Here is a 25,217-nt window from a genome sequence, read left to right as displayed (position 1 = left end):
AGAGTGTATATAACTATATAGTTATATGGTGATATAGGATTCATTCGCAGATTATAGGAGTGTTGAGAAAGTGGTCATGCTAGCCATACTTATTTTTATAGTCACTTTAATTTTTGTAATCTGGCAGCCTCGAAATTTATCGATTGGATGGTCAGCCTGCGGCGGAGCGATCATTGCTTTACTAGCTGGGGTAGTTAGCTTTAATGATGTTCTGGATGTAACACAGATGGTATGGAATGCTACGTTGGCGTTTGTTGCAATCATCTTAATTTCCTTGATTTTAGACAGTATCGGATTTTTTGAATGGGCTGCTTTACATATGGCGCGAGCGGCACGGGGGAACGGAACACGAATGTTTGTGTATGTCATCGTTCTTGGTGCATTGGTTTCTGCCTTTTTTGCAAATGATGGAGCGGCTCTAATACTTACCCCTATTGTACTTGCTATGGTAAGAGCGCTGAATTTTGATGAGAAAAAAGTATTTCCATTCATTATTGCTAGCGGCTTTATTGCGGATACTACCTCATTACCGCTTGTGGTTAGCAATCTTGTGAATATCGTATCGGCTGACTTTTTTGGAATTACCTTTATGGAGTATGCGGGGAAAATGATTGTACCTACACTATTCTCGTTGATGGCGAGTATCGTAGTGCTTTATTTCTTTTTTCGTAAAAGTATTCCGAAGCGATTTAATGATTCCCAGCTAAAAGATCCGCAAGAGGCTATCAAAGATAAGAAGATGTTCCGTCTATCATGGATTGTACTGGCTATTCTTTTAATAGGGTATTTCGTTAGTGGATTCTTGAAGATTCCGGTATCAGTGGTTGTGGGAATCATTGCAATTGTGTTCATGCTCCTCGCGAGAAGAAGCCCTTCCGTCAAGGTGAAAGAAGTGCTTACAGGAGCACCTTGGGCGATTGTGTTCTTCTCCATTGGAATGTATGTCGTGGTATATGGACTTCGGAATGCGGGTCTAACTGATCTGCTCGCTAAGGCGATAGGAATGATTGCTGATGAGGGTCTATTCGCTGCAACTATGGGTATGGGGTTCATTGCTGCATTGATCTCATCATTGATGAATAATCTGCCTACTGTAATGATTGACGCACTCGCAATTGATGCAACGCATACAACCGGAGTTATTAAAGAGGCGTTAATATATGCGAATGTTATAGGTTCAGACTTAGGGCCTAAAATCACCCCGATTGGCTCACTAGCAACGCTGCTGTGGCTCCATGTGCTTTCGGCCAAAGGGGTGAAGATATCCTGGGGAACGTATTTTAAGACGGGTATTATATTAACTATTCCAACGTTGTTTATTACACTTTTAGGTCTTTATCTGTGGTTGTTGATTACTTAATTTGAAAAGGGGAAGATCAAGATGAACAAGAAAACGATTTATTTTTTATGTACAGGAAACTCTTGCCGGAGTCAGATGGCTGAGGGCTGGGCGAAGCGTTATCTAGGGGAAGCATGGAACGTGTATAGCGCTGGAATTGAAGCCCATGGTCTAAATCCAAAAGCTGTACAAGCCATGAGCGAAGTAGGCATAGATATCACCGGACAGACCTCGGATATGATTGATTCTAATCTGCTGAATAATGCTGATCTAGTCGTTACGTTATGTGGGGACGCTGCGGATAAATGTCCAATGACGCCTCCGAAGGTCAAACGGGAACACTGGGGCTTCGATGATCCGGCAAAAGCGCAAGGGACCGATGAAGAGAAGTGGGCAGTGTTCCAGCGTGTGCGTGACCAGATTGAGGAAAGAATCAAACGATTTGCGGAGACCGGTGAATAGTTACCAGGTGAAGTATCCTTTTCTTTTTATACCTTATCCTTATATTTCCAGCATAACATTTATCGTCCTTTAGGAAAGCCGGAGGCGTTTTTACTTGGCTCAGGGTATTTCACAACGGGCCATTTCACTTTCCTTAAGGCGTTTATAACCTCTGGTCCAACGTTCAGATTACTTTGAACCAATTCTTGGGGAGTGAGAGCCATCCATTGATTCAGAGAAACGTCGGCAAAACGATCGCTTTTGAACATTTCAAGGAACCATAAGGAGTCATCGCCTGTATTCTGAATATAATGTCCAAACGCAAAAGGAACATATCCTACATCACCTGCTCTATAATTAAAGGTTCGTGCTACACCATTTCCAGCGAATACGGTCATGCGTCCTTTTCCGGTAAGATAATACTGCCATTCATCGTTATTTGGATGCCAGTGCAGCTCTCTCATCCCTCCGGGTTCAATTTCTACCAATGCGGCAGCGACGGTTTTGGAGATCGGAAAGTTACTGGAATCGACAATTCTGACGCTCCCGCCGGGAGTCTTCAGCGGAGGCTGAGCCAATAAGGAATATTTAAAGGTTTGTGGAATCTCACCGTATGGAGATTCTACTTTTTGACTTTGCAATGAGCCCGGAACCCGATCCTGATAAATATAGACCTGTTCGGTGGGAATAGAGTCAAATGCAGCGGCAGGCACCCCAAAGTTAGCCGAAAGAACTTCTTTCGGAGTATGGGCAAACCAATCGGAAATGGACAAGGTGTTTAGATCAGAGAAACTTCCATCGTCGAATACTAGCAGAAACTCACAGCCTTCTTCAAGACCTTGTATAGAGTGGGGAATACCTGGCGGAAAATACCATAGATCACCTGGCCCCACATCTGCGATGAAGTTTCGACCATTTTGATCTACGGAAGTAATTCGAGCTCGACCTAGCAGCATATAAGACCATTCCGCTTGCTGATGCCAATGGAGTTCACGTACTCCACCGGGGGTTAGGCTCATGTTGACGCCAGCTAGTGTAGTGGCGATGGGGAGGTCTCTGACCGTCACCTCTCTCGACCAGCCACCATGATTAAGCTGCATATGTGCATCGGAGAAAGAAAATTTTAAATTGGGGACGAGACCGGCATCGGTCACGGGAGGGACAAACATGTCCGGATTCTCCAAATCCCGCATGATATCACGCGGTCCTTTATCTAATCCCCCTGCGCCATCACTTCGAATGGGCTGGGGGATATTTGTCTTTCTTGGCGAATCCTGTCCATCTGCAGTCATCCATCGCACTCCTTTCATGATTCTAAATAACTCAATGAAAATATATGCGGAATCCTGTCTTTTATGATGAATAGCAGAAGTGGAACAAGTTGACATGCGGAAGGGGATCATTGATTATTACTAATAGAGGCTTTGTTCTAGACGGAGTAGAGAGGGAGAGGGGTTTGAGATGAATCACATTAAGGAGTCCTTGCAACGATTAGGGAGAATAAGAGCTTATGTCATAGGTCTATTGGTAATCATGTTCGCCGCGGGTTCCGCGGTTACACCTACATCGGTGTCGGCAGCTGTTCAGTTAGGGACTCAGGTAATGCCACTATCATACGGGGGGTATTACGTCCTTTTTCCAGGTAAACTCGCTCCTTATTTTAAATCAGGTAAATTAATGGTGCCGATTCGGGCTTTCTCGAGTGCGATTGGTGCAGATTTGCTCTATGACGCGTTAACGAATAGTGTTACGGTTTCACTATTGGATCGATCGGTTGGAAAGATTAAAGCAGGGCAACTTGAGGCAGAATTTAATGGGGAGACAGAAGATTCATTAGGGATCGCCCCAGAGATCAAGGATGGAATCCTATTTGTTCCAGCATCCCCTATTCTAGAGGGGTTAAAGACATTTCGCTGGGAAACTCAGTTCAATAATGTGAATAAATTAACCCTTGGTATTGGCGCCAGAAAAGGCGAGGAATGGGCAAAGCCTGAGGCGGATCGAGCGCTTGCCCCTTACCCAGTGGAAACGACAGCCCATCCATATCCGTTATATCCATTTAAGCTAACACAGACTCCATCTGGGAAAGAATTCAGACTAACCTTAGGCGTGCAAAATACTTCTGGCTTTGTTATCCCTAAAGGGAATGCGGAACTGGAGCTGGTGAGTGTGGACAGTAAAGGGAACTCTTACTACCAAACGTTAAAAGGGCCTGATTCGTTAACCTCCAAAGCGGCATTATTGTCATTTTCCGTTTCCATTCCGGCAGAGGCCGAATATGTCATTTTCAGATCACGTACCTTGAGAGCGGAGTAAGGATCATTGCATGTTCAACAAGATATATAGAGAGCAGGTTAAGAAATAGATGACAGGTAAAGAAGGGCAGCGCTATCGCTTCAGTGAAGCGCCAATTTGGGAATTGCAACGAGCTTATTATGAGGAACAGGGATTAAAGGCTTGGAATAATGATCAGGTCCCACAGTATATTACGAGTAATCCTATGATAGCGACTGCCTATGCGGAAATGATCTTCGGATTTCTGCAAGATCGGGCTGGACAAGGACATTTCTCTGAAACAGTTACCATACTGGAATTAGGGGCAGGGGCGGGACGATTAGCGTTTCATATCCTTGAGAAGCTTTGCGAAATCATAGATTACGCAGGGACTCCAATTCCTCCTTTTCGTTATGTGATGAGTGATTTGCCTGCTAAAAATATAACCAGCTGGCAGCAGCACCCAAGCTTACTTCCATTCGTAGAGCAGGGTATTCTTGATTTCGCACGTTTTGATGCAGTACAGGATACTGAACTGTATTTAGTACGTGCGAAGCTCAGTATCAGGCCCGGTGATTTACAGCAGCCGCTGCTGCTTGTTGCGAATTATTTTTTTGATAGTATCCCGCAGGAATTGATTTATGTGGATGAAGGTAAAATATTTGAATGTGAGGTATCTATTCAGTATTCAAAGGATGCAGATTCGGATAACCCCTCAGATGTTCTGGGCACAATCATTCCACAGTATCATTATCGTCGTGGGGCTAGTTACGAAGCGGAGACTTACCCTTATCACGATGTTATAAAACTTTATCAGCAGAAGCTGGAGGATTCACATATTCTGTTTCCTGTGGTGGGGCTTACTTGTCTGGAGCGGCTGGCTAGGTTGTCTACAGAAGGGTTCGTACTCCTTACAGCGGATAAGGGGGATCACCGAATAGAGAATTGGGAATTTGCGGAACCGCCTATGCTAATTCATCACGGTAGTTTCTCCTTAACGGCGAATTATCATGCGATCCAGCATATGTTGGAACAAAAAGGGGCACACTCTTTATTTACTACACATCACTATAAGAACCTGAACATTGGATGTATTCTTATGGTGGAAGCCCCTCAAAGTTATACGAACACTCGGCTGGGTTACAAGCGGTTTATAGAGCGTTTTGGTCCGGATGATTTCTTCAGTATGAAGGAATGGATGGATCTGCAATTAGATACGATGGGACTGCAGGAAATTTTGGCCTTTTGGCGTTTGGGTGGGTACGAAGCGGAATGGTTTATCCATAGTGCTGAGAAGATTTCGGAGCTGTTACCCGACGCTAGTGATGAAGAAATGCTGGATCTCCAGCAAGGCATACAGCTCATGTGGACAGGTTATTATCCGATGGAACAGAGCTATGACCTCTCATTGGACGCTGGATTACTGCTGTATGAAATGGATAAGTTCGAGGAGGCATTAGTCTACTTAGAGCGTTCTAAGCATATCAACACGGAAGAACCGTTAGCATCAGTGCTTTATAGCATGGCCATTTGTAACTATGAGCTTGGAGCTGAAGGGGCTGCACTGGAATACGCGCGTAGAGCTTTGGCTGTAGAGCCGGATAATGAAGTGGTATTGGAACTGATAACGGCTTTGAGCGAGGAATAGAGAGTAAGCTAAATAGAAGTGAAAGCACCATTTACATAGGACCCTCTATTTGGTATCCTATACAAAATAATTAAACGCGATGACGAGAAGAGTAAATACATTCATTCCTTCACAGAGAGCCCTGGATGATGAGAATAGGGTAAGGACGATTGTATCGAAACAAGCCTCTGAGCGGCATATCGGAACCGATCGACGGGGATGGTATGACGGGAGCTCCTGTTATAGAGCTAGAGTATAAGCACTGCGTAAGATGCATTGCCGTACTTGATGAGATTAATATGGCGACATATTAATGAACCTGGGGTGGTACCGCGAGAATTTCGTCCCCAAGACCATAAGTCTTGGAGGTGAGGTTCTTTTTATTTTGCAGATGAACAAAGCGGATATCACTCATAAACAGGAGGTAATAACAATGAACAAGGAACCGGAAGTATTAGCAGAGAGTTACATCGACAGATTGATTCAAGAAGAGCTGGAAGCTGGGACTTACAGTAGAGATATTTGCACGAGATTCCCACCGGAGCCTAATGGGTATCTGCATATTGGCAGCGCGTATGCTATTCACACGAACTATACGACGGCGAAGAAGTATGGCGGAAAGTTCCATTTGCGGTTCGATGACACCAATCCTTTAAAAGAGGATCTGGAGTATGTAAATGCTATTTGCGAAGATATGCTATGGATGGGCTACCCGCCAGACCATACTTTCTACGGATCAGACTATTCAGATAAAATATATAATAGCGCGGTAAAGTTAATCCGAAAAGGGAAAGCCTACGTCTGCGATTTATCACCTGAAGAGGTGTCAGCTTATAGAGGAACGCTTACGGAGCCGGGAACGAACAGTCCTTATCGGGAGCGTTCTGTGGAAGAGAATTTGAAGTTATTCACGGAGATGAGGAATGGAGCCTATCCGACGGGAGCCAGAGTATTACGGGCCAAAATAGATATGAGCTCACCTAATATCAACTTGCGTGATCCAGTGATTTACAGAATCATTCATGCGGAGCATTATAGAACAGGCAACGATTGGTGCATCTATCCGATGTATGATTTTGCCCATCCTATACAAGATGCGATCGAAGGGATTACGCATTCCCTATGTTCGATTGAGTTTAAGGATCATCGACCACTGTATGAGTGGGTGCTGAATGAACTGGATACCCCTGAGGCTCCAAAGCAAAGGGAGTTCGGACGCGTAAATATCACCGGCGTCGTTACTAGCAAACGGTATATTAGACAACTGGTTACAGGACATTATGTGGATGGCTGGGATGATCCAAGACTTCCAACGCTTCGCGGACTGCGGAGAAGAGGTTTTACGCCGGAGAGTATTCGGAATTTTGTGAAGGAAATTGGATTTGTTAGGAATAGCACCATTGTAGATATTGCCATGTTGGAGCATTCGCTAAGACAAGATTTGAAGGCGAAGGCAACTAGCGTGATGGCTGTTCTAAAGCCTCTAAAGGTAGTTATTACTAACTACCCTGAGAATCAAAGCGAATGGCTGAAGATTGAGAATAACAGTGAGGATAAGACGCTTGGGGAAAGGGAAGTTCCTTTTTCACGGACGCTTTATATTGAACAAGAGGATTTCATGGAGGAGCCACCCAAAGGTTATCACAGGCTGACCATAGGGAATGAGGTTAGGTTAAAGGGCGCCTACTTCGTTAAGTGCAATGAGGTGCTCAAGGACGAAGCAACTGGAGAAGTTATAGAGCTTCGCTGCACCTATGATCCGAGAACGAAGAGTGGAAGCGGATTTAATGAACGGAAGGTTAAGGCGACCATCCACTGGGTATCGGCTGAGCACGCGATCAAGGCGGAAGTTCATCAATATGAGAGGTTGCTAAAAGATAACGAGGGTCCTAAAGAAGAGGATGAACGCTGGGACGCGTATCTTAATCCAGATTCTCTAACCATTCTGAAAGATTGTTTGTTGGAGCCTTCCATGGCGAGTGCACTTCCAGAAGATAAATTTCAATTCATCCGGCATGGATTCTTCTGTGTGGATAAGAAATATACCACAGCAGATAAGCTGGTACTGAACCGAATTGTACCGCTGAAGGATACATGGAAGAAAAATTCGTAATTCACAGCACATAGAGATATTCAAAGTCTCACACCATAAGCATTTCGGAGTAATTGGCTTAAGCTGGGCGAAGATCGGGTAATTTCTGATCATCGTCCAGCTTTTTTTGTTCTTGGTCGTAGGTGGACAAGCATATGAAAATTTCTTATGAAACATATTTACATTTTTCAGGAATGAGCATATACTTTAAATATAAGTTGCACATAGGAAACTTTCGTGTATATAGACAACTTTTTTTGGGCAAGAGGAGGAATTGACATGTTGGAACAAACTTTAATAGAAAAACCACATATAGAACAACCGCAAATGAGACAACATAAAAACTCCATTTCGGCGCAGGCCGTACTTAATGGGGAGACCAAAGGCATTAAAAGATTACTGCCTTTCTTAGGTCCAGCGTTTATCGCTGCGGTTGCTTATCTGGATCCGGGTAATTTTGCCACCAACATTACGGCAGGCTCAAAATACGGCTATCTTTTATTGTGGGTGATTGTAGCCTCGAATTTAATGGCCGTTCTTATTCAGGCGTTATCCGCCAAGCTAGGTATTGCTACAGGAAAGAACCTGCCGGAGATCGCTCATGATCGTTTTCCGAAGAGTGTTTCGATCTTCTTATGGATTCAAAGTGAACTGGTGATTATAGCTACGGATCTGGCGGAGTTTATCGGGGCGGCATTGGGGCTTTATCTATTATTTGATATTCCCATGCTGCCGGCAGCACTTATCACTGCGGTGGGTTCATTTGCTATCCTAGAGCTTCAGCGCCGGGGTTACCGTTCCCTTGAGGCAGGAATTGCTGCAATGATTCTTATAGTTGTATTAGCCTTTGCTTTTCAAGTTATTGTAGCTAAGCCGGATATGGGGGCAGTTGCTGTAGGCATGTTCACACCTAAGTTTGAAGGGGTGGATAGCATCCTTTTAGCCGCAGGAATTCTAGGCGCGACCGTGATGCCACATGCCATTTATCTACATTCATCCCTTACACAGAACCGAATTGTCGGAGTAAATGAAGCGGAGAAGAAACAGATCTTTAAACTGGAATTCATAGATATTATTATTGCAATGATTATTGCAGGGGCAGTGAATCTGGCAATGGTTATTGTCTCAGCCGCATTATTTTTCAAAAATGGTATCGTGGTTGAGGATTTGGATGTTGCGTTTCAGCAATTTAGTCATTTAGCTGGACCTGTAACGGCCATCTCCTTTGGTTTAGGACTACTCATCGCAGGACTATCGAGCTCTTCTGTAGGAACTATGGCTGGTGATGTAGTGATGCAAGGCTTCATCAACAAAAGAATTAACCTGTACTTACGCCGTGCGATTACAATTATTCCACCTTTGGCGATCATCGGCTTTGGTGTAAATCCAACGAAGGCGCTCGTGATCAGCCAGGTGATCTTGTCCTTTGGGATTGCCTTTGCACTGGTGCCACTGGTTGTGTTTACAAGCAATCGTCAGATTATGGGCGGGTTAGTGAACCGTAAGATGACAGCTGCGCTCGGCTGGGTTATCTCGGGTCTGGTTGTATCGTTAAATTTATTTTTGGTATATCAAATGTTTGTATAAGGCAGGACATCTTTATTTGGTGAGTGAAAAAAGGTATACTTGAGCATGTTTATAATTCACGCCAGAGTAAGGAGATCGACAATGTCCATGCAAGAAATATCCGGTTATAAGTCTATAGCCCTTGATATTGCACAAAGAATTGTAAGCGGGGAATTTGCCGTACAGAGTAAGCTTTCCGGGCGTTCTCTATTGGCAGGGCAATATCATGTTTCTCCCGAGACGATTCGTAAGGCTATGGGATTATTGAAGGATGAGAATATAGTGTTTGTTTCACAGGGGAAAGAGATTATTGTCATCTCTGATCAAAAGGCGTATGAGTATATTACCAGGAATAACTATCTGAAATCAGCTTATTCGTTGAAACAGGACCTAGAGCAATTGTTGCTTGAAAAAAAGAAGCTCGACGGTAAGTTCGAAAGGGTACTCACTGGAATTATCGAAGCATCAGACCGGATGAAGAATTTAAAGCCGTACCATCCGGAAGAAATCACAATCCATGAAGAATCACATGTGGTTGGCAAAACCATTGGAGCATTACAATTTTGGCAGAATACAGGTGCTACGATTATAGCGCTTCGCCGAGGTGCTAATATAACGATCTCCCCAGGTCCTCATGTCATCCTCAGAGAACATGATGTACTTGTAGCAGTTGGTGATGAGAAAATGTACCAAAGAACGGAACAATTTATCAATAAAAATTCAGAGAATCATTTATAAAAATAGATTGAAAAAGGCTATCCAGCAGGGTTTATCACTGGATAGTTTTTTTTATAATTATATTATTACAATTATTTACAAACAACTTATATCTAGTATATAGGTTGTCAGTTTGGGAGTTGTTTGTTATAGTTTAACTTACAGAGTCGCCGGAGAGATGATCTGACGATAGTTATTAGAAGGAGGAAACCCATGCTGAAATTTGAAGGAGTAGGTAAGAAGTATGCAAATGGTTATGAAGCAGTTAAGAATATTAGTTTTGAAATCGCAGCTGGAGAAATACTAGTATTGATCGGCCCGAGCGGTTGCGGAAAGACAACAACGATGAAAATGATAAATCGTCTTGTTCCGCATACTTCAGGCCATATTTATATCCACGGCAAAGATATCACCAAGGAGAACCCCGTAACTCTCCGCAAGAACATCGGTTATGTTATACAACAAGCTGGTTTATTCCCGCATTACACCATAGAAGACAATGTAGGCCTGATTCCCGACCTAAAGGGGTGGGATGTGAATAAGAAAAAAGAACGGGTGCTCGAAATGCTCCGTCTAGTCGGACTTGATCCGGTCTTATATGCTAAACGTTATCCGAAACAATTATCAGGTGGACAGCAGCAGCGTGTAGGTGTAGCTCGTGCATTGGCAGCTGATCCCGAGATTATATTGATGGATGAACCATTTGGTGCTTTGGACCCTATTACCCGTGAGCAGCTGCAGGATGAACTGCTACGCATGCAACAAGAAGTGAAGAAGACAATAGTATTTGTAACACATGATATGGATGAAGCACTGAAGCTTGGAGATAAAATCGCTATCCTAAAAGATGGTGAAATCGTTCAACTAGATACACCGTATGAGCTACTCAGCCGGCCTGCTAATGATTTTGTAGAGTCATTTATCGGCAAAAACCGTATTTACCAAAACCCTGAGTATATCCCCGTAACAGAAGTCATGCGTGACAATCCATCTACATCCCTTCCAAGCCGCACACTGGGTAAGGCTCTTACCTTTATGCGTCAACGCAAAATGGATACCTTACTGGTTGGAAACGAAAAAGGTAAGCTGCTTGGCATCGTCTCCGCTTATGATGTTACCGCTAAAATGGAACAAAGTCTTACTATCGAAGAAATTATGACACCACCTGGGGTGGTGCTGCAGGATACAGCAACAGCAAGAGACGCATTATCATTAATTACGGAAGCTCCTTACGGCATTATTCCGATCGTAACCGCTGAGGGGAACATTGCCGGGATTGTTACAAGAGGCAGTCTTCTGACGGCGTTTGCTGCACAATGGGGAGGCGTGAAGGAGGAGGAAGTGTCTGTATGAGAGATCAATCGTTATGGCAACAACTCATCTATCAATTAGATATACGTAGAGATGATTTGATTCATTCTATGGGAGTGCATATGCAACTTGTGCTCTTGTCCATGTTATTTGCAATTATTGTTGGCATTGCGCTTGGAATTATGATTACCCGGGTTAAACCTCTGAAAGGCATTACGCTTGGCGCGGCAGGGATTCTTCAGACGATACCTAGTCTGGCGATGCTCGGATTTATGATTCCTCTATTTGGCATAGGAATGAAGACGGCGGTTGTTGCATTATTTCTGTATTCACTACTGCCAATTATCCGCAACACCTACACGGGAATTACGGATGTGGATCAGTCTATCGTGGAAGCGGCCCGAGGAATGGGGATGAAGAACTGGCAGATTCTATTCAGGGTTCAACTCCCTTTAGCTTTAAGTGTAATTATGGCGGGGATCCGCACTGCTGCAGTTATTAATGTTGGGACAGCAACCTTGGCAGCCTTTATCGGTGCTGGCGGATTGGGTGAATTTATTTTCCTCGGTATTCAACGGAACATCGAAGCTCTAACTTTGCTTGGCGCTATTCCAGCCGCGATTCTTGCACTCATACTGGATTATCTACTCGGCTTGCTTGAACGGGTAACGACTCCAAAGGGATTAAAAGTATAACTAAAACTCTGGTCTCGAAAGAATATAAAAAGGGGAGATATTATATGAAAATTCCAAAATTAATGACAGGCGTTTTAACTACAGTATTAATAGGGGCGTTACTTACTGGATGTGGTGGCGGGAATAATAAAGCTGCTGCCGGTAACGGTGGAGAAATTACGATTGGCTCCAAAAACTTCACGGAGAATGTTCTACTCGCTCATATGATGGCAGATCTAATAGAAGATAAAACCGATATTAAAGTGAAGCGCCAGATGAACTTAGGCGGCTCTAATGTAGCTTGGAGTGCACTTGAGAATAATAACATCCAGCTATATCCGGATTATACCGGTACCATTGTAGCCAATTACTATCAGCAGGAGACGGGAAACTCTGAGGAGTCGTTGACAAAAACCAGAGAGCTGCTCGAAAAAGATGGATTGGCGTTCCTGGACCCATTCGGCATAAATAATACCTATACTTTAGCGGTTAGTCGTGAAACGGCTGAGAAGTACAATCTGAAGACCTTTAGCGATTTGGCGAAAGTATCTGGAGATATGGTTCTTGGCGTAGAGTTCGAGTTCTTGGATCGTGAGGACGGATACCCTGGTATCCAAAAACTTTATGGTATGGATTTCAAGCAGAGCAAAGGAATGGACCATGGTATCATGTATCGTTCGATCGACGATGGGGAAACCGATGTAACCAATGCCTATGCGACGGATGCGCAAATTAAAGTACATGATCTGGTGATTTTGCAAGATGATAAAGAGTTCTTCCCACCGTATGATGCAGGACCGATTATTCGTCAGGATACGCTAGATAAATACCCTGAATTGGAAGGTATCCTGAATCAATTGAGCGGACAAATCAGTGACGAAGAAATGCAGCAGTTGAACGCAGAGGTTGATGTGGATGCGCTCAAGGAAGAGGATGTAGCTCGTAATTTCCTGATCAAGAAGGGATTAATCGAAGGCTAAATACAAATCTAAACTTAAAGCAGGCTAGGGAATTTCCTAGCCTGCTTCTTTACTGATTATTTGTACGTCTGATTAGTTTTTGAAATAGTCTGCCAATCCTTCAGCGATCGCTTTGGCTGCTTTTTTCTGATAGGAGGATTTACGGACAATAGACTCGTCTGTAGGATTGGTAAGAAATCCGAGTTCAACTAAGGTAGCTGGTATGCGATTCTCCCTAAGGATATGATAATCACCAAAGGACAACCCGTTGCTCTTTAGACCAATGCCTTGCCCAAGTCTGGTTTCAATCGCCCGAGCGAGCTTCAGATCATCCGATTCGGAATAAAAGAAGGTTAGTGTCCCGGACACCTTTTTCGGAGAAGAATTATAATGAATGCTTACAAATGCATCTGCACGCAGAGCCTCACTCATCTGAACACGCCGAGCGAGTGTAGGCTTCTGATCCTCCCGGGTACGCGTCATTTCTACCCGTGCACCTTTAGCTACAAGGGCATCACGAACATAAATTGCAGTTTGCAGATTCAAATCCTTTTCCATGGTGTTATATGTAGTGCCAAGCATTCCCGGATCACTGCCGCCATGACCAGGATCTACGACGATTAATTTACCTCGCAAATTCCCTGTGCGTGAAATACTGCTTGTAGTGCTTGTGCTTTTTGGCGTGGTTCCAGATCGGATATATTGCGCTGCGACCCAACCGATGTCACCGCTGGCTGTTCGAATTCGTGCCCAATCGTTCTGATGAAGGAGGAGGGTAGCTGTATCCTTAGCTTTTAAAGAACCGAGCACCTTATATTGTGTGCCTGGACCGCTTCGTACGCGTAGTGAATCTGCCGTAACTGTAACCTTTGTGGTACTACTCAAGGCGCTGGTTGAGGTGGAAGAAATAGTGCTGGGTTTGGAAGCTACCGATGATCCAGAAGCGCCAGATGGCTTGGAGCTATTGTTCACCTTTTTAAGGTAATAGCCGGCTACCCAGCCAGAGGTGTTCCCCGTCTTAACCTTTAACCACCCGTGCTGTTCATCGGTCACAGTTACTTTTGCTCCGTTCTTAATAGATCCTACAACAGTTGCATTCTTTGCCGGCTCATTGCGTACATTTAAAGAGTTCGCGTATACCTGAGCGGTATAACTAACGGCTGCCGTTTTAGCTTCAGCAGGCTGTGACGCTGTTATACCCATAAGGCTTGCTGCAAGCCATGTGACACCTATCATTTTTTTCATAGTATCCTCGCTTTTTCAAAGTAGTCGTAATTTTTTACCCATTTTACGAGGTTTAGAATAATATTTTTTGAGATATTTATGAGAACTTGGCCTCTTTTCCGGTGGTCTAAAGACTTGTATAATTATTACATATCGGGAAGGATGAAGGAGCACTGCCGTGACTAAACCAAAGCTATTCATTGGATCTTCCAGGGAATCCATACGTTATGCAAGAGCGATTCATGAGCAGCTGAAGAGGGATGCTGAAGTACATCCTTGGTATGCCAATGCCTTTCGAGCGAATGAATACACGATGGAGGCATTGGAGAGAAATTTGGATGAGAGTGATTTTGCCGTATTTGTGTTCTCGCCAGATGATGTTGCCAAAATACGCGGTAAATTTTATTATGTGACTCGTGATAATACGGGGTTTGAAATGGGATTGTTTTGGGCCAGATTACGGCGTAACCGCGTCTTTTGCTTAGTGCCGGATCAGGTGACTGCCCGCGATGATTTAATCCCTGGACAGAATGTTGAAGAATATCATCTATTGTCCGATTTGTCGGGAATTACAGCTTTAGAGTATGAGATGCACCATGATAATCCTACGGCTGCTGTGGATGTGAGCTGTGGTAAGATTATTGATAGTGTCCAGGGGTTTGGGAAATTCCGTGACCCGGTGAAAGATTTAGAGCAGCTAAAGATGGAATTAAGGCGCAAAGAAAGTATCCTTCATTTTTTTTGGCAATATAATAGTAATGTGACCATCTCTGAGGATGGAGAGAAGTATCACGCACTCAGTGAGGCGATCCGCAATTCTTTCTTACCTCCGAAGCATTGTCGTGTGATCGGTGCTGCGATCTGGCAGGCTCAAGAGAAAGAACAGCTTGTTCAGGTGGGAGGAAATGTCGGACGTGGGCACTCCTATTCCTTGACTGTAACGAAAGGGAAGGAGAAGCAGCCTAGTGTGGTAGATGCATTTTTATCGAGCAAATGGACTTTTTTTCAACGCACGGAAGTTGCGGAGGTATATATCCTATGCTATCCTCTAGGTAAGAAGTATGTTCTTTCCGTACACTTTTCAGGGAGTGATGGATTATCTGCGGATGATCTTAAGGCGGTAGTTGCGAATAATCAGGATTTATTCCGTACCATCAATCATTTAGTAGGGGAGGATTCAGCATGAAGCGAATAAAGGGTATTAACAACTTATCGGGTGCTGTTCTCCGCTCTGCAAGTGGTGGAAGCAGGAGTGCAGAAGATAATAAGAATACCACAAGCAAAACAGGGTCGAGCCATTCCGCTCAGCAACCAGCTTCAGCTCAAATTTATACTGCGCCTTCTTTAGATGGTGGAGACGATGAATATAAGAAGCTTATTAGCGGGAAGGTAGACAACAATAAACCATCCTTTGCGTAAAGAGCATAAGTGCTGTCTCGAAAGTAGTGAATCTACTTAGGGGGCAGCTTTTTTTTGCGTAAATGTAAGGATCGATTAATGAAGAGAATATTTGCACAAAAAGCAGCGCATTTGCAGGCTTTCTCTAGATCAGCGATAGGTATGGATAAATAGAGGAAATAATATGTCCATTGTGGGATGTGATGTGAGACGAGGACTAATGAAAGATTTTTTTAGAGTAATTAGGGAAAAACTCCCTGAAAATAGTTGGTAATTACCCTAAATGAACGGAATCAGGGAATTCCTCCCTAAAAATAAGAGCAATATCTATATTTATCACCGAATCAGGTCAATTATAGGGAGATATTCCCTAATTGTTAGTTTAATGAGCAGAAACCTTCGATTATTAGGGAGATATTCCCTAATTCCTAAGATGAGCTTCCGTTTCAATTCTTCAGCCTTGTTTTTTGAGTAGGATCAACTCAGCCGTTGTGAGGGCGCTCTACATAACGTGTTGCAGCAAGTCATAGTGCAACCAAGCCACAAACAATGTTGCAGCAGCACATAGTAGCGCTTCTCCATTAACAGGAGAAGCGCTACTGTGCTTACTGAGACAGCCTCCAGCTCTATCGGCTATTCTTCTTTGCAATCTCGCGTCGTACAACAGGGGCGACCTCAGTTGCCAATAGTTCAATAGCTTTGGCTACCTTGGCGTAAGGAAGGCCGCCGATGTCGAGCTGAGTCATAAAGCGGCTATGGCCGAACAGCTCATGCTGATAGAGGATTTTTTCAATAATTTGCTGCGGGCTGCCCACAGCCATTGTGTTATCAGCAGATACATATCGTCCAAAGTCGTCACGAGAGACGTTGTATTCTTGTCCAGGTTTTGGGCTGATGGAATTACGATAGCTATAGTAGTACGGGTAATATTCATCGAGTGCCTGCTGTGAGGTTTCAGCAATGTAGCCGTGGCTAGTAATCGCAATCTTTAAAGCTTCAGGTGCATGCCCCGCCTGAATTCCAGCGCGTCGATAAGTGGCGGCAAGCTCTTGAAAAGGTTCTGGACTGCCGCTAAGAATGGCGATGGCCATTCCAGTTCCGAGTGCTCCAGCTTTCTCCGCGCTTTCAGGAGAACCACCTACACCAATCCATACAGGAAGGCTTTGCTGAAGAGGGCGTGGTGCAATCTCAGAATCCTTCAAGGATGAGCGGAAGGAACCCTCCCAATTCATAATTTCATGCTTATTCAGCTCCAAGAGCAGATTAATGTTCTCGGCGAATAGCTTATGATAGTCTTCAAGTTCATATCCAAAGAGCGGAAAAGATTCCACAAAAGCACCACGTCCGGCAATAATCTCTGCGCGGCCATTTGACAGTAAATCAAGTGTGGCGAAATCCTCGAACACGCGCACAGGATCAATGGTGCTTAATACAGTAGTGGCGCTCGTCAGCTTGATTCTACGGGTAACCTGAGAGATGGCTGCCAGAACGACTGGAACCGAAGAAATTGCAAAATCAAGTCGGTGATGTTCACCTACACCAAATACATCAAGCCCTGCTTCATCTGCCAGCTTGGCCGCAGCTATCACTTCGTCGAGTCGTTGTTTCGGGCTGATCTTATTACCGGTATGACAATCCGCTACAATGTCTCCTAAAGTGTAGATACCGAATTCAAAATCGGATGCTGATGCTGTGGTTACCTCGTTACTCATGTTAACAAACCCCTTGTTATTCATATATTTGTTGGATCTTGTTCGTTTTATGAAAGAATGTGATTATTATAACACAATTACTTACAAAATGTAAGTTTATGAGTAAATGTTTTGATTTCTTCTTTTGTTAATGGCAAAATGAGGAATAATAATCCATGTTTTTACATTCGCATCTTCATTAGTATTATATTTGATTTTGAGAATCTATCCTAATGAGGGGAATCACGTACACACAGCTTTTTTGAAATGGGGAAATGAGGTACATATGAGGAGGAGTTGGGCCGTGAGAGGAACATTATTGAAATCATGTCTTCGTGCTACAGTTATTGGTTTAGGAGTATTGTTTATGGTAAATCCTGTACAAGCTGCTGCGGTTGATTCACATACCTCGTATATAGGCTCAAATTTTGATGACTATTATGCAAACCTGCCTGCTGCAAAGGTTGAGTGGTCAACCACTATGGATTTACCAACTTTAGGAGATATATCGACAGACTACCTCATGGGTAAGGGCGTTGTTGCAGCCGGCACAGGTAAAGCTTTTATCCTTCAAAAGGGCCAGCTTTTAGCCATTAACGCCCAGACGGGAAAAGTAATGTGGAAATACGGCTCCAAATTAAAGGCTCCGATACTTTATCAAGATGGCGTGGCCTATGTGACTTCAGAAGCGGGTACGATCTACGCAGTCAACGCGGCTACTGGAAAAAATAAATGGAGTTCATCAGCAAACAGTAAAGGCATCAGCCAATTAGTTATTGATAAAGATCAGCTTTTTGCCGCCAATGGGGATATTCATGCCTTCAATCTAAAGGATGGAAAATTGCAGTGGCGTGATAATTTCGGTGAAAAGCTGTATGAACCGTTCATGGTTGAGGGAAACCTGATATTAGCTCAAAACTCAGAATCCGGAGCGTATACGTATGACATTCTACATGCCTTTGATCGAAATACGGGTAAAGAACTTTGGAATAACAGAGATTATTATTTTCCGATTACTGAGATTAACGGAACGCTTATCACACAACGAAAGGCTACCTTATTCGATGCTCTTCCTCTTACTACACTCGATAGTTTGGATGTTAAGACAGGTAAAGTAGTGAAGACAGTCGTTTATAACCCTGCTAATATAGACCCAAATGATCCCGAGGCACCAAAGGGGGGCAGTGCCTGGAGCGATGGTGACAGAATTTTTATAACAGGACAAAAAGGAGTCTACAGCTACCCAGTCAATGCTGACCCTTCTACCGTAATACGCGATAATTATTCCTACGAATCCATTGGAGATAAGCTGTCCTACGCGGCGGGTCCCTATGATGGAAGAATCCTCTTCAGCAACGGACAAAGCATTTATGGTGTTAAAATGGCGAATAAGTCAGCGGTTCAGTATAGTGGAATCAGCAATCCGATTGCCCGCTTCGATCTACTGGGACATGGTATGTATGTCGCCCAGACCGACGGCAAATTAATCGCAATAGATTTGATTTCCGCAAAACCGATGGTGCAGCTCAAAACTTCGGATAGAGTATTTGGACCAACCCTGCTGGAAAGCGGTATGATCATTGTGCAGAGCAAAGGGAAGTTAACTGCTTTTAAGGAGCCGCAGGCTCTCAAGATGAAATAGTAGAACATCTAAGCGGCTCGCCGAAGAATTTCGGTAGGGTCGTTTTTTTTATGGAATATCCACAATTCCAGTGTGAAAAAAACAAATCTATTTTATGATAAATAGGTTATATAATGAGTAGGTTATACATTAACGAAATTAAAGAGAAGGACCGGGGGATAACATGGAACAGCAAGCGATTTGGGCAATAGGTATTTTTCTACTGATTTATGGACTGATTATTTCCGAAAAAATTCACCGTACAATCTTAGCGATGTTAGGCGCTATTGTTATGGTAGCGATGGGCATTGTGGATCAGGAGACGGCACTGCATCATATTGATTTTAATACCCTTGGACTACTTGTGGGGATGATGATGATTGTAGGGATTACTGCAGAGACAGGACTCTTTAAATATGCGGCTGTGAAATCAGCTAAGTTAGCAAAAGGAAAGCCGAGACGGATACTGATTGCCTTGTTTGTTATTACTGCACTCGCTTCAGCTTTCTTGGACAATGTGACAACAGTACTGCTAATGGTACCCGTTACCTTCAGTATTACAAGGCAATTGCGCATAAATCCGCTGCCTTTTTTGATGTCACAAATTATCGCATCAAATGTCGGTGGAACAGCAACATTGATTGGAGATCCGCCGAATATTATGATTGGCAGTGCTGTGAAAGAGCTAACGTTTATGTCTTTTATCAACAATCTGGCACCCGTGATTATCATCATTATGTTGGCGTATATCCCGCTCCTATTACTGATGTTTGGGAAGCAAATTAAATCCACACCAGAATTGCAGCAGAGTATCATGGACATGGATGAGAAAGCAATGATTACGGATCATAAGCTGCTGCGAAAATGCCTGGTTGTACTCGGAATTACTATTACCGGGTTCTTTTTACATCAGGCATTACATTTGGAGTCCGCTACAGTTGCTTTAGCGGGGGCTTTTTTATTGCTCTTATTAACTGGAGGAGAACACATGCTGGAAAAAGCTTTTCACAGCGTGGAATGGATTACGATCTTCTTTTTTATCGGACTGTTTGTGTTGGTATCAGGACTCGTCGAAACAGGTGTCATCGCGGAGCTGGCTGCCAAAGCAATTGATTTAACGGGTGGGGATGTGCTCATGAGCTCGATGATGATCTTATGGGTCAGTGCAATAGCTTCTGCGTTTCTTGATAACATTCCTTTTGTAGCAACGATGATTCCTTTAATACAGGAGATGGGGCAGATGGGGATCACCAATCTGGAGCCCCTCTGGTGGAGTCTAGCCTTGGGTGCCTGCTTGGGTGGCAATGGTACATTGATCGGTGCCAGTGCTAATCTGATCGTTGCGGGTCTAGCTGGAAAGGAGGGCTATCCGATTACATTTATGAAGTATTTGAAGGTGGGTTTCCCTTTAATGCTGCTGTCCATTGTGATCTCAAGTGTATATTTATATTTAAGATATCTAATGTGAACAAGTGTGTCTGAAAAAGTTTTATTGTTGACAGCTTTTCAAATGGATGATATTTTAAATATTATAATTCCAATTGATTTACTTTGAATAATAATTACCGACTGTTCCTACAGAGGTATTGCGAATGTAAAAGCGCAATACCTCTGTTTTTTTTGTATACAGAATTGAAGGAGGGGTCACGATGGGAGAAGCGTTGCTGTCGATTTCAAATCTAAATAAACGTTTTGAGTCTGCCGGAGGGCATGTTCAGGCACTGTATAATGTTGATCTCCATGTGCAAGAGGGCGAATTCATTACGGTCATCGGGCCCAGTGGCTGCGGAAAAAGCACGCTGCTGCGCATCGTGGCCGGTTTGGACAGTGGATATACGGGGAGTGTTACCTTAGGAGGGACGGAAATTGGAGGTCCCGGCATCGATAAGGGGTTTATTTTTCAAGAGCATCGTCTATTTCCTTGGCTCACCGTAGAGAAGAATATTGCTTCCGATTTGACGCTAGGCAACAAGGAAATTAGACGCAAGGTCGATGAGTTGATTGATCTCGTCAAGCTAAATGGGTTTGAGAAATCCTATCCCCGGGAGTTATCGGGAGGGATGGCCCAACGGGTAGCGATAGCCCGTGCGCTGCTGCGAAATCCAAAAATTCTGTTGCTGGATGAACCGTTTGGTGCACTGGATGCATTCACTAGAGCGCATATGCAGACGGTCTTGCTGGACATTTGGAGGGCCAACAAAACAACCATGATTTTTGTAACGCATGATATTGATGAGGCTGTATTTCTAGGTAATCGGGTAGTGATTCTAGAACCCCGCCCCGGAAAAATACGTAAGATTGTACCGGTAGATTTACCGTATCCACGTAAAAAAACAACGTCTTCCTTTCAAGAGCTACGCCTGAAGGTATTGAATTATTTTGAAAAAGTCGATGAGCTTGAGCTTATTGATGGGGCAGGAATATAGAATTCACAAATTTAAGTAGCTTAATGACTATAAAGATGTCGACCATACCGATGGAGACTTTCGAAATGAACTAACATTCGAGGGTCTCTTTTTGTTATTTAAAGTGAAGGTAAAGCTTAAAAAAGGTGGGTGCAGAGTATGACAAATCGGGCGATGGCCGTAAGAACTTCCGGACGCCCCGGAAAGGTAACAACTTTGGGACTGGGTCTCCTGCTGCCGGGCAGTGTACTGATTCTGTGGCAGACTCTTGGACACTACGGAATGATCTCAGATATGTTGTTCCCGACGCCGTATACCATTGCTGAATCTTTTGTAGCCTTGGCCGCTTCAGGAGATTTATGGCCAAACTTTAGGATCAGCTTGGTCAGAGCCCTTTCCGGATTCCTGCTCGGTGGTGGACTTGGTCTGCTATTAGGCATTCTCGTAGGTCTGTTCCGCAGATCAGAGAAATTGCTAGATCCATCCCTGCAAATGATTCGTATGATCCCGAGTCTGGCGGTAGTCCCGCTGTTCATCTTATGGTTCGGGATCGGTGAGGAGTCGAAGGTGTTACTGATTGCTAAGGGGGCATTTTTCCCACTGTATATTAATACGTTCATGGGCATCCGCGGCGTGGATAACAAGCTGTTTGAAGTATCTCGAGTGCTTGGATTTAGCCCTATAAAGCAAATTGCAAGATTAGTACTTCCAGCGGCGCTGCCGAATATTATTCTCGGAGTGCGCCTTTCCTTGGGGCTCTCTTGGTTAGGTCTGGTAGTCGCAGAGCTGATTGCTTCCACTTCAGGCATTGGGTATATGATGTCGGACGCGCGTCAATTCGCGGATACACCTGTGGTGTTCGTGGGAATTATTATTTTTGCCATTGCAGGACTGGTGAGTGATTCTCTTGTTCGCTACATTGAACGACGGCTGCTGAGATGGCAGGACAACTATCGCGGATAAACCGAAAACGCGCATGAAACGAAAGGGGGATACACCATGGGCGATGGAGTAGAAGCTATTTTGAAAAATAATACTACAAGAGCAAGAGAATCGCTAGATAGCAGTGATATTGCTCCTTTATCGACTAAGAAATTGGAGAAATCGGCGGTATCTATAGCATGGAAATCTCTACTGTCAGATTGGGGAACGGGCGCTATCATTCCGGTGGTGACGCTCATTCTTTGGCAGCTGGCAGGAACCACCGGAATGATCTCTGCGCAGTTTCTGCCGACTCCATTGTCGATCGCCAGAGCTTTTACAGACCTATTGGTGACTGGAGAGTTAACTCATCACCTAGGTGTCAGTATGGGGAGGGCGGGAATTGGATTTCTTATCGGAGGCGTTCTAGGCCTTTTATTTGGAGTACTGACTGGCTTGTTTCGCAGTGTGGAGTATGTGCTCGATCCCAGTGTACAGGTACTTAGGCTTGTTCCTCATCTAGCTATAGCACCGCTGATCATTTTATGGTTCGGCTTTGGGGAAATGTCCAAAATAGTGATCATTCTGACAGGGTCATTCTTTCCGCTCTATATTAATACATTTATGGGCATACGCAATGTGGACAATAAGCTGTTCGAGGTATCTCGGGTGTTAGGTTTTAGCCCTTATCAAAAGCTGCGCAGGCTGATTTTGCCAGCAGCATTGCCCGGAATTTTGTTAGGATTACGGCTGTCTTTGGCTGTAGCATGGATCGGTCTTGTTGTAGCTGAACTCATTGGATCACAGTCAGGGATCGGATTCCTGATCAATGAGGCGAAGCAGAATTCCAATACAGAGGTTGTGTTTGTAGGCATTATTATATTCGCTATCGTCGGTAAGCTGATCGATTCATTGTTCCGAATCATTGAACGTAAGTTCCTGTTCTGGCGCGATAGTTACGAAGGGTAAATCATTTGAGGAGGTCTTGAGCTATGCGTGGATCGATACAAAAAGGATCGTTGAATTTGGTGGCGGATGTGCTTGTTATAGGTGGAGGACCGGCAGGAACATGGGCAGCCCTTACGGCCTCAGCGAAGGGTGCGAAAGTTGTCCTCGCAGATAAAGGCTACTGCGGTTCGAGCGGTGCAACGGCCCCCTCAGGAACAGGAGTCTGGTATGTGAAGCCGGATGAGAAGCTCCGGGAGGAGGCCAAAGCAAGTCGTTATACATTGGGCGGTCAGTTGGCTGAATCCCGCTGGATGGACCGAGTGCTAGACCGTACCTATGCCAATATGAACAAACTTGGCGTTTCAGGATATCCATTCCCTGTAGATGAGCAGGGTAACCAGTATCGTAAAAGTCTTCAGGGACCGGAATATATGAAATTAATGCGTAAGCTGGTGAAAAAGGCGGGCGTTAAAATTTTAGATCATAGCCCAGCCATGGAGCTCCTTGCGGATGAGCATGGCGTAGCTGGAGCGGCTGGGGTCCATACCCAGAGTGGTGATACCTGGACGGTTCAAGCAGGGGCAGTCGTTATTGCTACTGGGGGTTGTGCCTTCCTAAGTAAGGCGCTTGGTTGCAACGTGCTTACTGGTGATGGCTATCTATTTGCAGCTGAGGCTGGGGCGAACTTGTCCGGCATGGAATTCTCTAATGCCTACGCGATCTGCCCTACGTTCTCCTCTGTAACCAAGACAGCATATTACAACTATGCCAGCTTTTATTATGAGGATGGAAGCATTGTGGAAGGGGCGGGTTCCAAGAAAGGGCGTTCAGTTATCGCTCGGAATTTGCTAGCAGGCAATCAGGTATACGCCAAGTTGGATGGAGCACCAGAAGATTTAAGACCTCTTCTGCGGGTGGCGCAGACGAACTTTTTTCTACCCTTTGATCGACAAGGGATCGATCCTTTCAAGGATGCTTTTCCGGTTACGCTTCGTCTCGAAGGAACGGTTCGTGGGACGGGTGGTATTCATATCACAGACGAAAGCTGTGGCACAGGTGTTCCCGGACTTTATGCGGCAGGAGATGCAGCTACTCGTGAGCTAATTTGCGGGGGATTTACTGGTGGTGGCAGCCATAATGCGGCTTGGGCTATGTCATCCGGCAGTTTTGCAGGAGAAGGGGCTGCTATCTATGCGCAGAGCCTTGGCTCGAATGCAGCGTACCGTAATCCAGTCGGATTATCATCTTCCCCACTGGTTCATCAAGAAGTGAAGCCTGGAGTATCAGCTCATACGTCAGAGGTTGTGTCTGCTGTGCAGGCTGAAGTGAAGCCGTATGACATTAATTTATTCCGTACGGACAAAGGGCTGACCTCTTCATTAGGCCGTCTGAATGAATTGTGGAAAGAACAGCGTAGCCGTGAGATTCAGCGTACCCCTGAAGGGGTTAAAGCGCGTGAAGCAGAAGCCATGACTGCAACTGCCCGTTGGATGTACAATTCCGCGCTTGCCCGTACGGAGACGAGGGGCATGCATAAGCGTGAAGATTTTAAGGGAACGGATCAAGAACAGCATCATCGCTTAATTAGCGGTGGATTGGATCAGGTATGGGTAAAGACAGAAGCCGTGGCCAAGGAGGGGGTTCTATCGTGATTGAGGTGATCAGCGCTGCCAGATGTGTAGAGTGCAACCAATGTGTATCGGTCTGCCCGACCAATGTCTTCGAACGGGTAGAGGATGGCATTCCTGTTATTGCCCGGCAGAGCGATTGCCAGACTTGCTTTATGTGTGAGCTGTATTGTCCTGTGGATGCTCTCTACGTTGCTCCAGATTCAGAGAAAGTGATTGGGGTGACAGAGGCAGGGCTAGAGGAGCAGGGATTACTTGGTGGTTATCGTGAAAAGGTAGGCTGGGGCAAAGGCAGACAACCGGTAGCAAGTCATGACTTTATGTACAAATTGGCATCGAGGGCAGGGTTCTGACCTTGATTAAGATTAAGATAAATAACAT

The 25,217-nt window shown here is 44.5% G+C and carries 22 protein-coding genes and 1 other annotated feature; of the genes, 19 read left to right on the top strand and 3 right to left on the bottom strand.

The window, feature by feature from the left end; all coding sequences use genetic code 11:
- Nucleotides 1-76 precede the first annotated feature (76 nt).
- Nucleotides 77-1,360, top strand: a complete 1,284-nt coding sequence (locus ACN6KS_RS26715; RefSeq protein WP_179281633.1) for an arsenic transporter — start codon at nucleotides 77-79, stop codon at nucleotides 1,358-1,360.
- A gap of 21 nt (nucleotides 1,361-1,381) precedes the next feature.
- Nucleotides 1,382-1,801, top strand: a complete 420-nt coding sequence (gene arsC / locus ACN6KS_RS26710; protein ID WP_094871053.1) for an arsenate reductase (thioredoxin) — start codon at nucleotides 1,382-1,384, stop codon at nucleotides 1,799-1,801.
- Nucleotides 1,802-1,860: 59 nt separating this feature from the next.
- Here the strand turns inward: arsC and ACN6KS_RS26705 are convergent, their stop codons facing one another.
- Nucleotides 1,861-3,072 carry an oxalate decarboxylase family bicupin gene (locus ACN6KS_RS26705; protein ID WP_094871051.1) on the bottom strand — a complete coding sequence of 404 codons (1,212 nt, stop codon included), beginning with the start codon at nucleotides 3,070-3,072 and terminating at the stop codon, nucleotides 1,861-1,863.
- 169 nt (nucleotides 3,073-3,241) lie between these two features.
- Here ACN6KS_RS26705 and ACN6KS_RS26700 point away from each other — a divergent pair, with 169 nt between their 5' ends.
- The 8 genes from ACN6KS_RS26700 to ACN6KS_RS26665 all read left to right on the top strand — a co-directional run bounded on the left by ACN6KS_RS26700 (nucleotide 3,242) and on the right by ACN6KS_RS26665 (nucleotide 13,021).
- Entirely contained in the window at nucleotides 3,242-4,096 is an 855-nt protein-coding gene (locus ACN6KS_RS26700) for a copper amine oxidase N-terminal domain-containing protein (RefSeq protein ID WP_341135777.1), read from the top strand.
- 49 nt (nucleotides 4,097-4,145) lie between these two features.
- On the top strand, nucleotides 4,146-5,702 hold the full coding sequence (locus tag ACN6KS_RS26695; protein WP_440960827.1) for a tetratricopeptide repeat protein: 1,557 nt from the start codon (nucleotides 4,146-4,148) through the stop codon (nucleotides 5,700-5,702).
- 70 nt (nucleotides 5,703-5,772) lie between these two features.
- Nucleotides 5,773-6,033 (top strand) — a binding site (T-box leader).
- 81 nt (nucleotides 6,034-6,114) lie between these two features.
- Nucleotides 6,115-7,794 (top strand): glutamine--tRNA ligase/YqeY domain fusion protein, encoded by a 1,680-nt coding sequence (locus tag ACN6KS_RS26690; RefSeq protein WP_094871046.1) that lies wholly within the window; start codon nucleotides 6,115-6,117, stop codon nucleotides 7,792-7,794.
- Nucleotides 7,795-8,100: 306 nt separating this feature from the next.
- Nucleotides 8,101-9,360, top strand: a complete 1,260-nt coding sequence (locus ACN6KS_RS26685; RefSeq protein ID WP_094871093.1) for an Nramp family divalent metal transporter — start codon at nucleotides 8,101-8,103, stop codon at nucleotides 9,358-9,360.
- Nucleotides 9,361-9,441: 81 nt separating this feature from the next.
- On the top strand, nucleotides 9,442-10,077 hold the full coding sequence (locus ACN6KS_RS26680; RefSeq protein WP_256989861.1) for a TrkA C-terminal domain-containing protein: 636 nt from the start codon (nucleotides 9,442-9,444) through the stop codon (nucleotides 10,075-10,077).
- Between the two features lie 192 nt (nucleotides 10,078-10,269).
- Complete coding sequence (locus ACN6KS_RS26675) at nucleotides 10,270-11,409, top strand: ABC transporter ATP-binding protein (RefSeq protein ID WP_094871044.1); 1,140 nt, start codon at nucleotides 10,270-10,272, stop codon at nucleotides 11,407-11,409.
- Nucleotides 11,406-12,062, top strand: coding sequence for an ABC transporter permease (locus ACN6KS_RS26670; protein WP_094871042.1), 657 nt, complete (start codon nucleotides 11,406-11,408; stop codon nucleotides 12,060-12,062). Before ACN6KS_RS26675 ends, ACN6KS_RS26670 begins: the two co-directional genes overlap by 4 nt.
- Nucleotides 12,063-12,106: 44 nt before the next feature.
- Nucleotides 12,107-13,021: a glycine betaine ABC transporter substrate-binding protein gene (locus tag ACN6KS_RS26665; RefSeq protein ID WP_094871040.1), complete on the top strand. Its 915-nt coding sequence runs from the start codon at nucleotides 12,107-12,109 to the stop codon at nucleotides 13,019-13,021.
- Nucleotides 13,022-13,093: 72 nt separating this feature from the next.
- On the opposite strand, the gene ACN6KS_RS26660 is transcribed toward ACN6KS_RS26665, so the two are convergent.
- Nucleotides 13,094-14,245: an N-acetylmuramoyl-L-alanine amidase gene (locus ACN6KS_RS26660; protein WP_094876910.1), complete on the bottom strand. Its 1,152-nt coding sequence runs from the start codon at nucleotides 14,243-14,245 to the stop codon at nucleotides 13,094-13,096.
- A 157-nt stretch (nucleotides 14,246-14,402) separates the two neighbouring features.
- Here ACN6KS_RS26660 and ACN6KS_RS26655 point away from each other — a divergent pair, with 157 nt between their 5' ends.
- Nucleotides 14,403-15,410, top strand: a complete 1,008-nt coding sequence (locus ACN6KS_RS26655) for a TIR domain-containing protein (RefSeq protein ID WP_094871036.1) — start codon at nucleotides 14,403-14,405, stop codon at nucleotides 15,408-15,410.
- Nucleotides 15,407-15,643, top strand: a complete 237-nt coding sequence (locus ACN6KS_RS26650) for a hypothetical protein (RefSeq protein ID WP_076285512.1) — start codon at nucleotides 15,407-15,409, stop codon at nucleotides 15,641-15,643. The genes ACN6KS_RS26655 and ACN6KS_RS26650 overlap by 4 nt, the downstream gene beginning before the upstream one ends.
- Before the next feature lie 605 nt (nucleotides 15,644-16,248).
- Here the strand turns inward: ACN6KS_RS26650 and ACN6KS_RS26645 are convergent.
- Nucleotides 16,249-17,334, bottom strand: coding sequence for an LLM class flavin-dependent oxidoreductase (locus tag ACN6KS_RS26645; RefSeq protein ID WP_440960826.1), 1,086 nt, complete (start codon nucleotides 17,332-17,334; stop codon nucleotides 16,249-16,251).
- Nucleotides 17,335-17,617: 283 nt separating this feature from the next.
- Here ACN6KS_RS26645 and ACN6KS_RS26640 point away from each other — a divergent pair, with 283 nt between their 5' ends.
- The 7 genes from ACN6KS_RS26640 (at nucleotide 17,618) to ACN6KS_RS26610 (ending at nucleotide 25,189) form a co-directional block, all read left to right on the top strand.
- Nucleotides 17,618-18,955, top strand: coding sequence for a PQQ-binding-like beta-propeller repeat protein (locus ACN6KS_RS26640; protein ID WP_341135772.1), 1,338 nt, complete (start codon nucleotides 17,618-17,620; stop codon nucleotides 18,953-18,955).
- 163 nt (nucleotides 18,956-19,118) lie between these two features.
- On the top strand, nucleotides 19,119-20,402 hold the full coding sequence (locus tag ACN6KS_RS26635; protein ID WP_094871030.1) for an SLC13 family permease: 1,284 nt from the start codon (nucleotides 19,119-19,121) through the stop codon (nucleotides 20,400-20,402).
- Nucleotides 20,403-20,583: 181 nt separating this feature from the next.
- Nucleotides 20,584-21,360, top strand: coding sequence for an ABC transporter ATP-binding protein (locus ACN6KS_RS26630; protein WP_094871028.1), 777 nt, complete (start codon nucleotides 20,584-20,586; stop codon nucleotides 21,358-21,360).
- 138 nt (nucleotides 21,361-21,498) lie between these two features.
- Nucleotides 21,499-22,302, top strand: coding sequence for an ABC transporter permease (locus ACN6KS_RS26625; protein ID WP_440960825.1), 804 nt, complete (start codon nucleotides 21,499-21,501; stop codon nucleotides 22,300-22,302).
- A gap of 36 nt (nucleotides 22,303-22,338) precedes the next feature.
- Nucleotides 22,339-23,229, top strand: coding sequence for an ABC transporter permease (locus ACN6KS_RS26620; RefSeq protein WP_440960824.1), 891 nt, complete (start codon nucleotides 22,339-22,341; stop codon nucleotides 23,227-23,229).
- 23 nt (nucleotides 23,230-23,252) lie between these two features.
- On the top strand, nucleotides 23,253-24,860 hold the full coding sequence (locus ACN6KS_RS26615; protein ID WP_094871022.1) for an FAD-dependent oxidoreductase: 1,608 nt from the start codon (nucleotides 23,253-23,255) through the stop codon (nucleotides 24,858-24,860).
- The gene (locus tag ACN6KS_RS26610; protein ID WP_076285505.1) at nucleotides 24,857-25,189 is read left to right on the top strand and encodes a 4Fe-4S dicluster domain-containing protein; all 333 of its coding nucleotides are present in this window, start codon (nucleotides 24,857-24,859) and stop codon (nucleotides 25,187-25,189) included. Before ACN6KS_RS26615 ends, ACN6KS_RS26610 begins: the two co-directional genes overlap by 4 nt.
- The last annotated feature ends 28 nt before the right edge of the window (nucleotides 25,190-25,217 follow it).

It is taken from the genome of Paenibacillus nitricinens, assembly GCF_052056485.1.
Classification (GTDB): domain Bacteria; phylum Bacillota; class Bacilli; order Paenibacillales; family Paenibacillaceae; genus Paenibacillus_AQ; species Paenibacillus_AQ nitricinens.
Note: the sequence above shows the minus strand (reverse complement) of the source record. Positions and strands in the feature narration are given on the sequence as shown.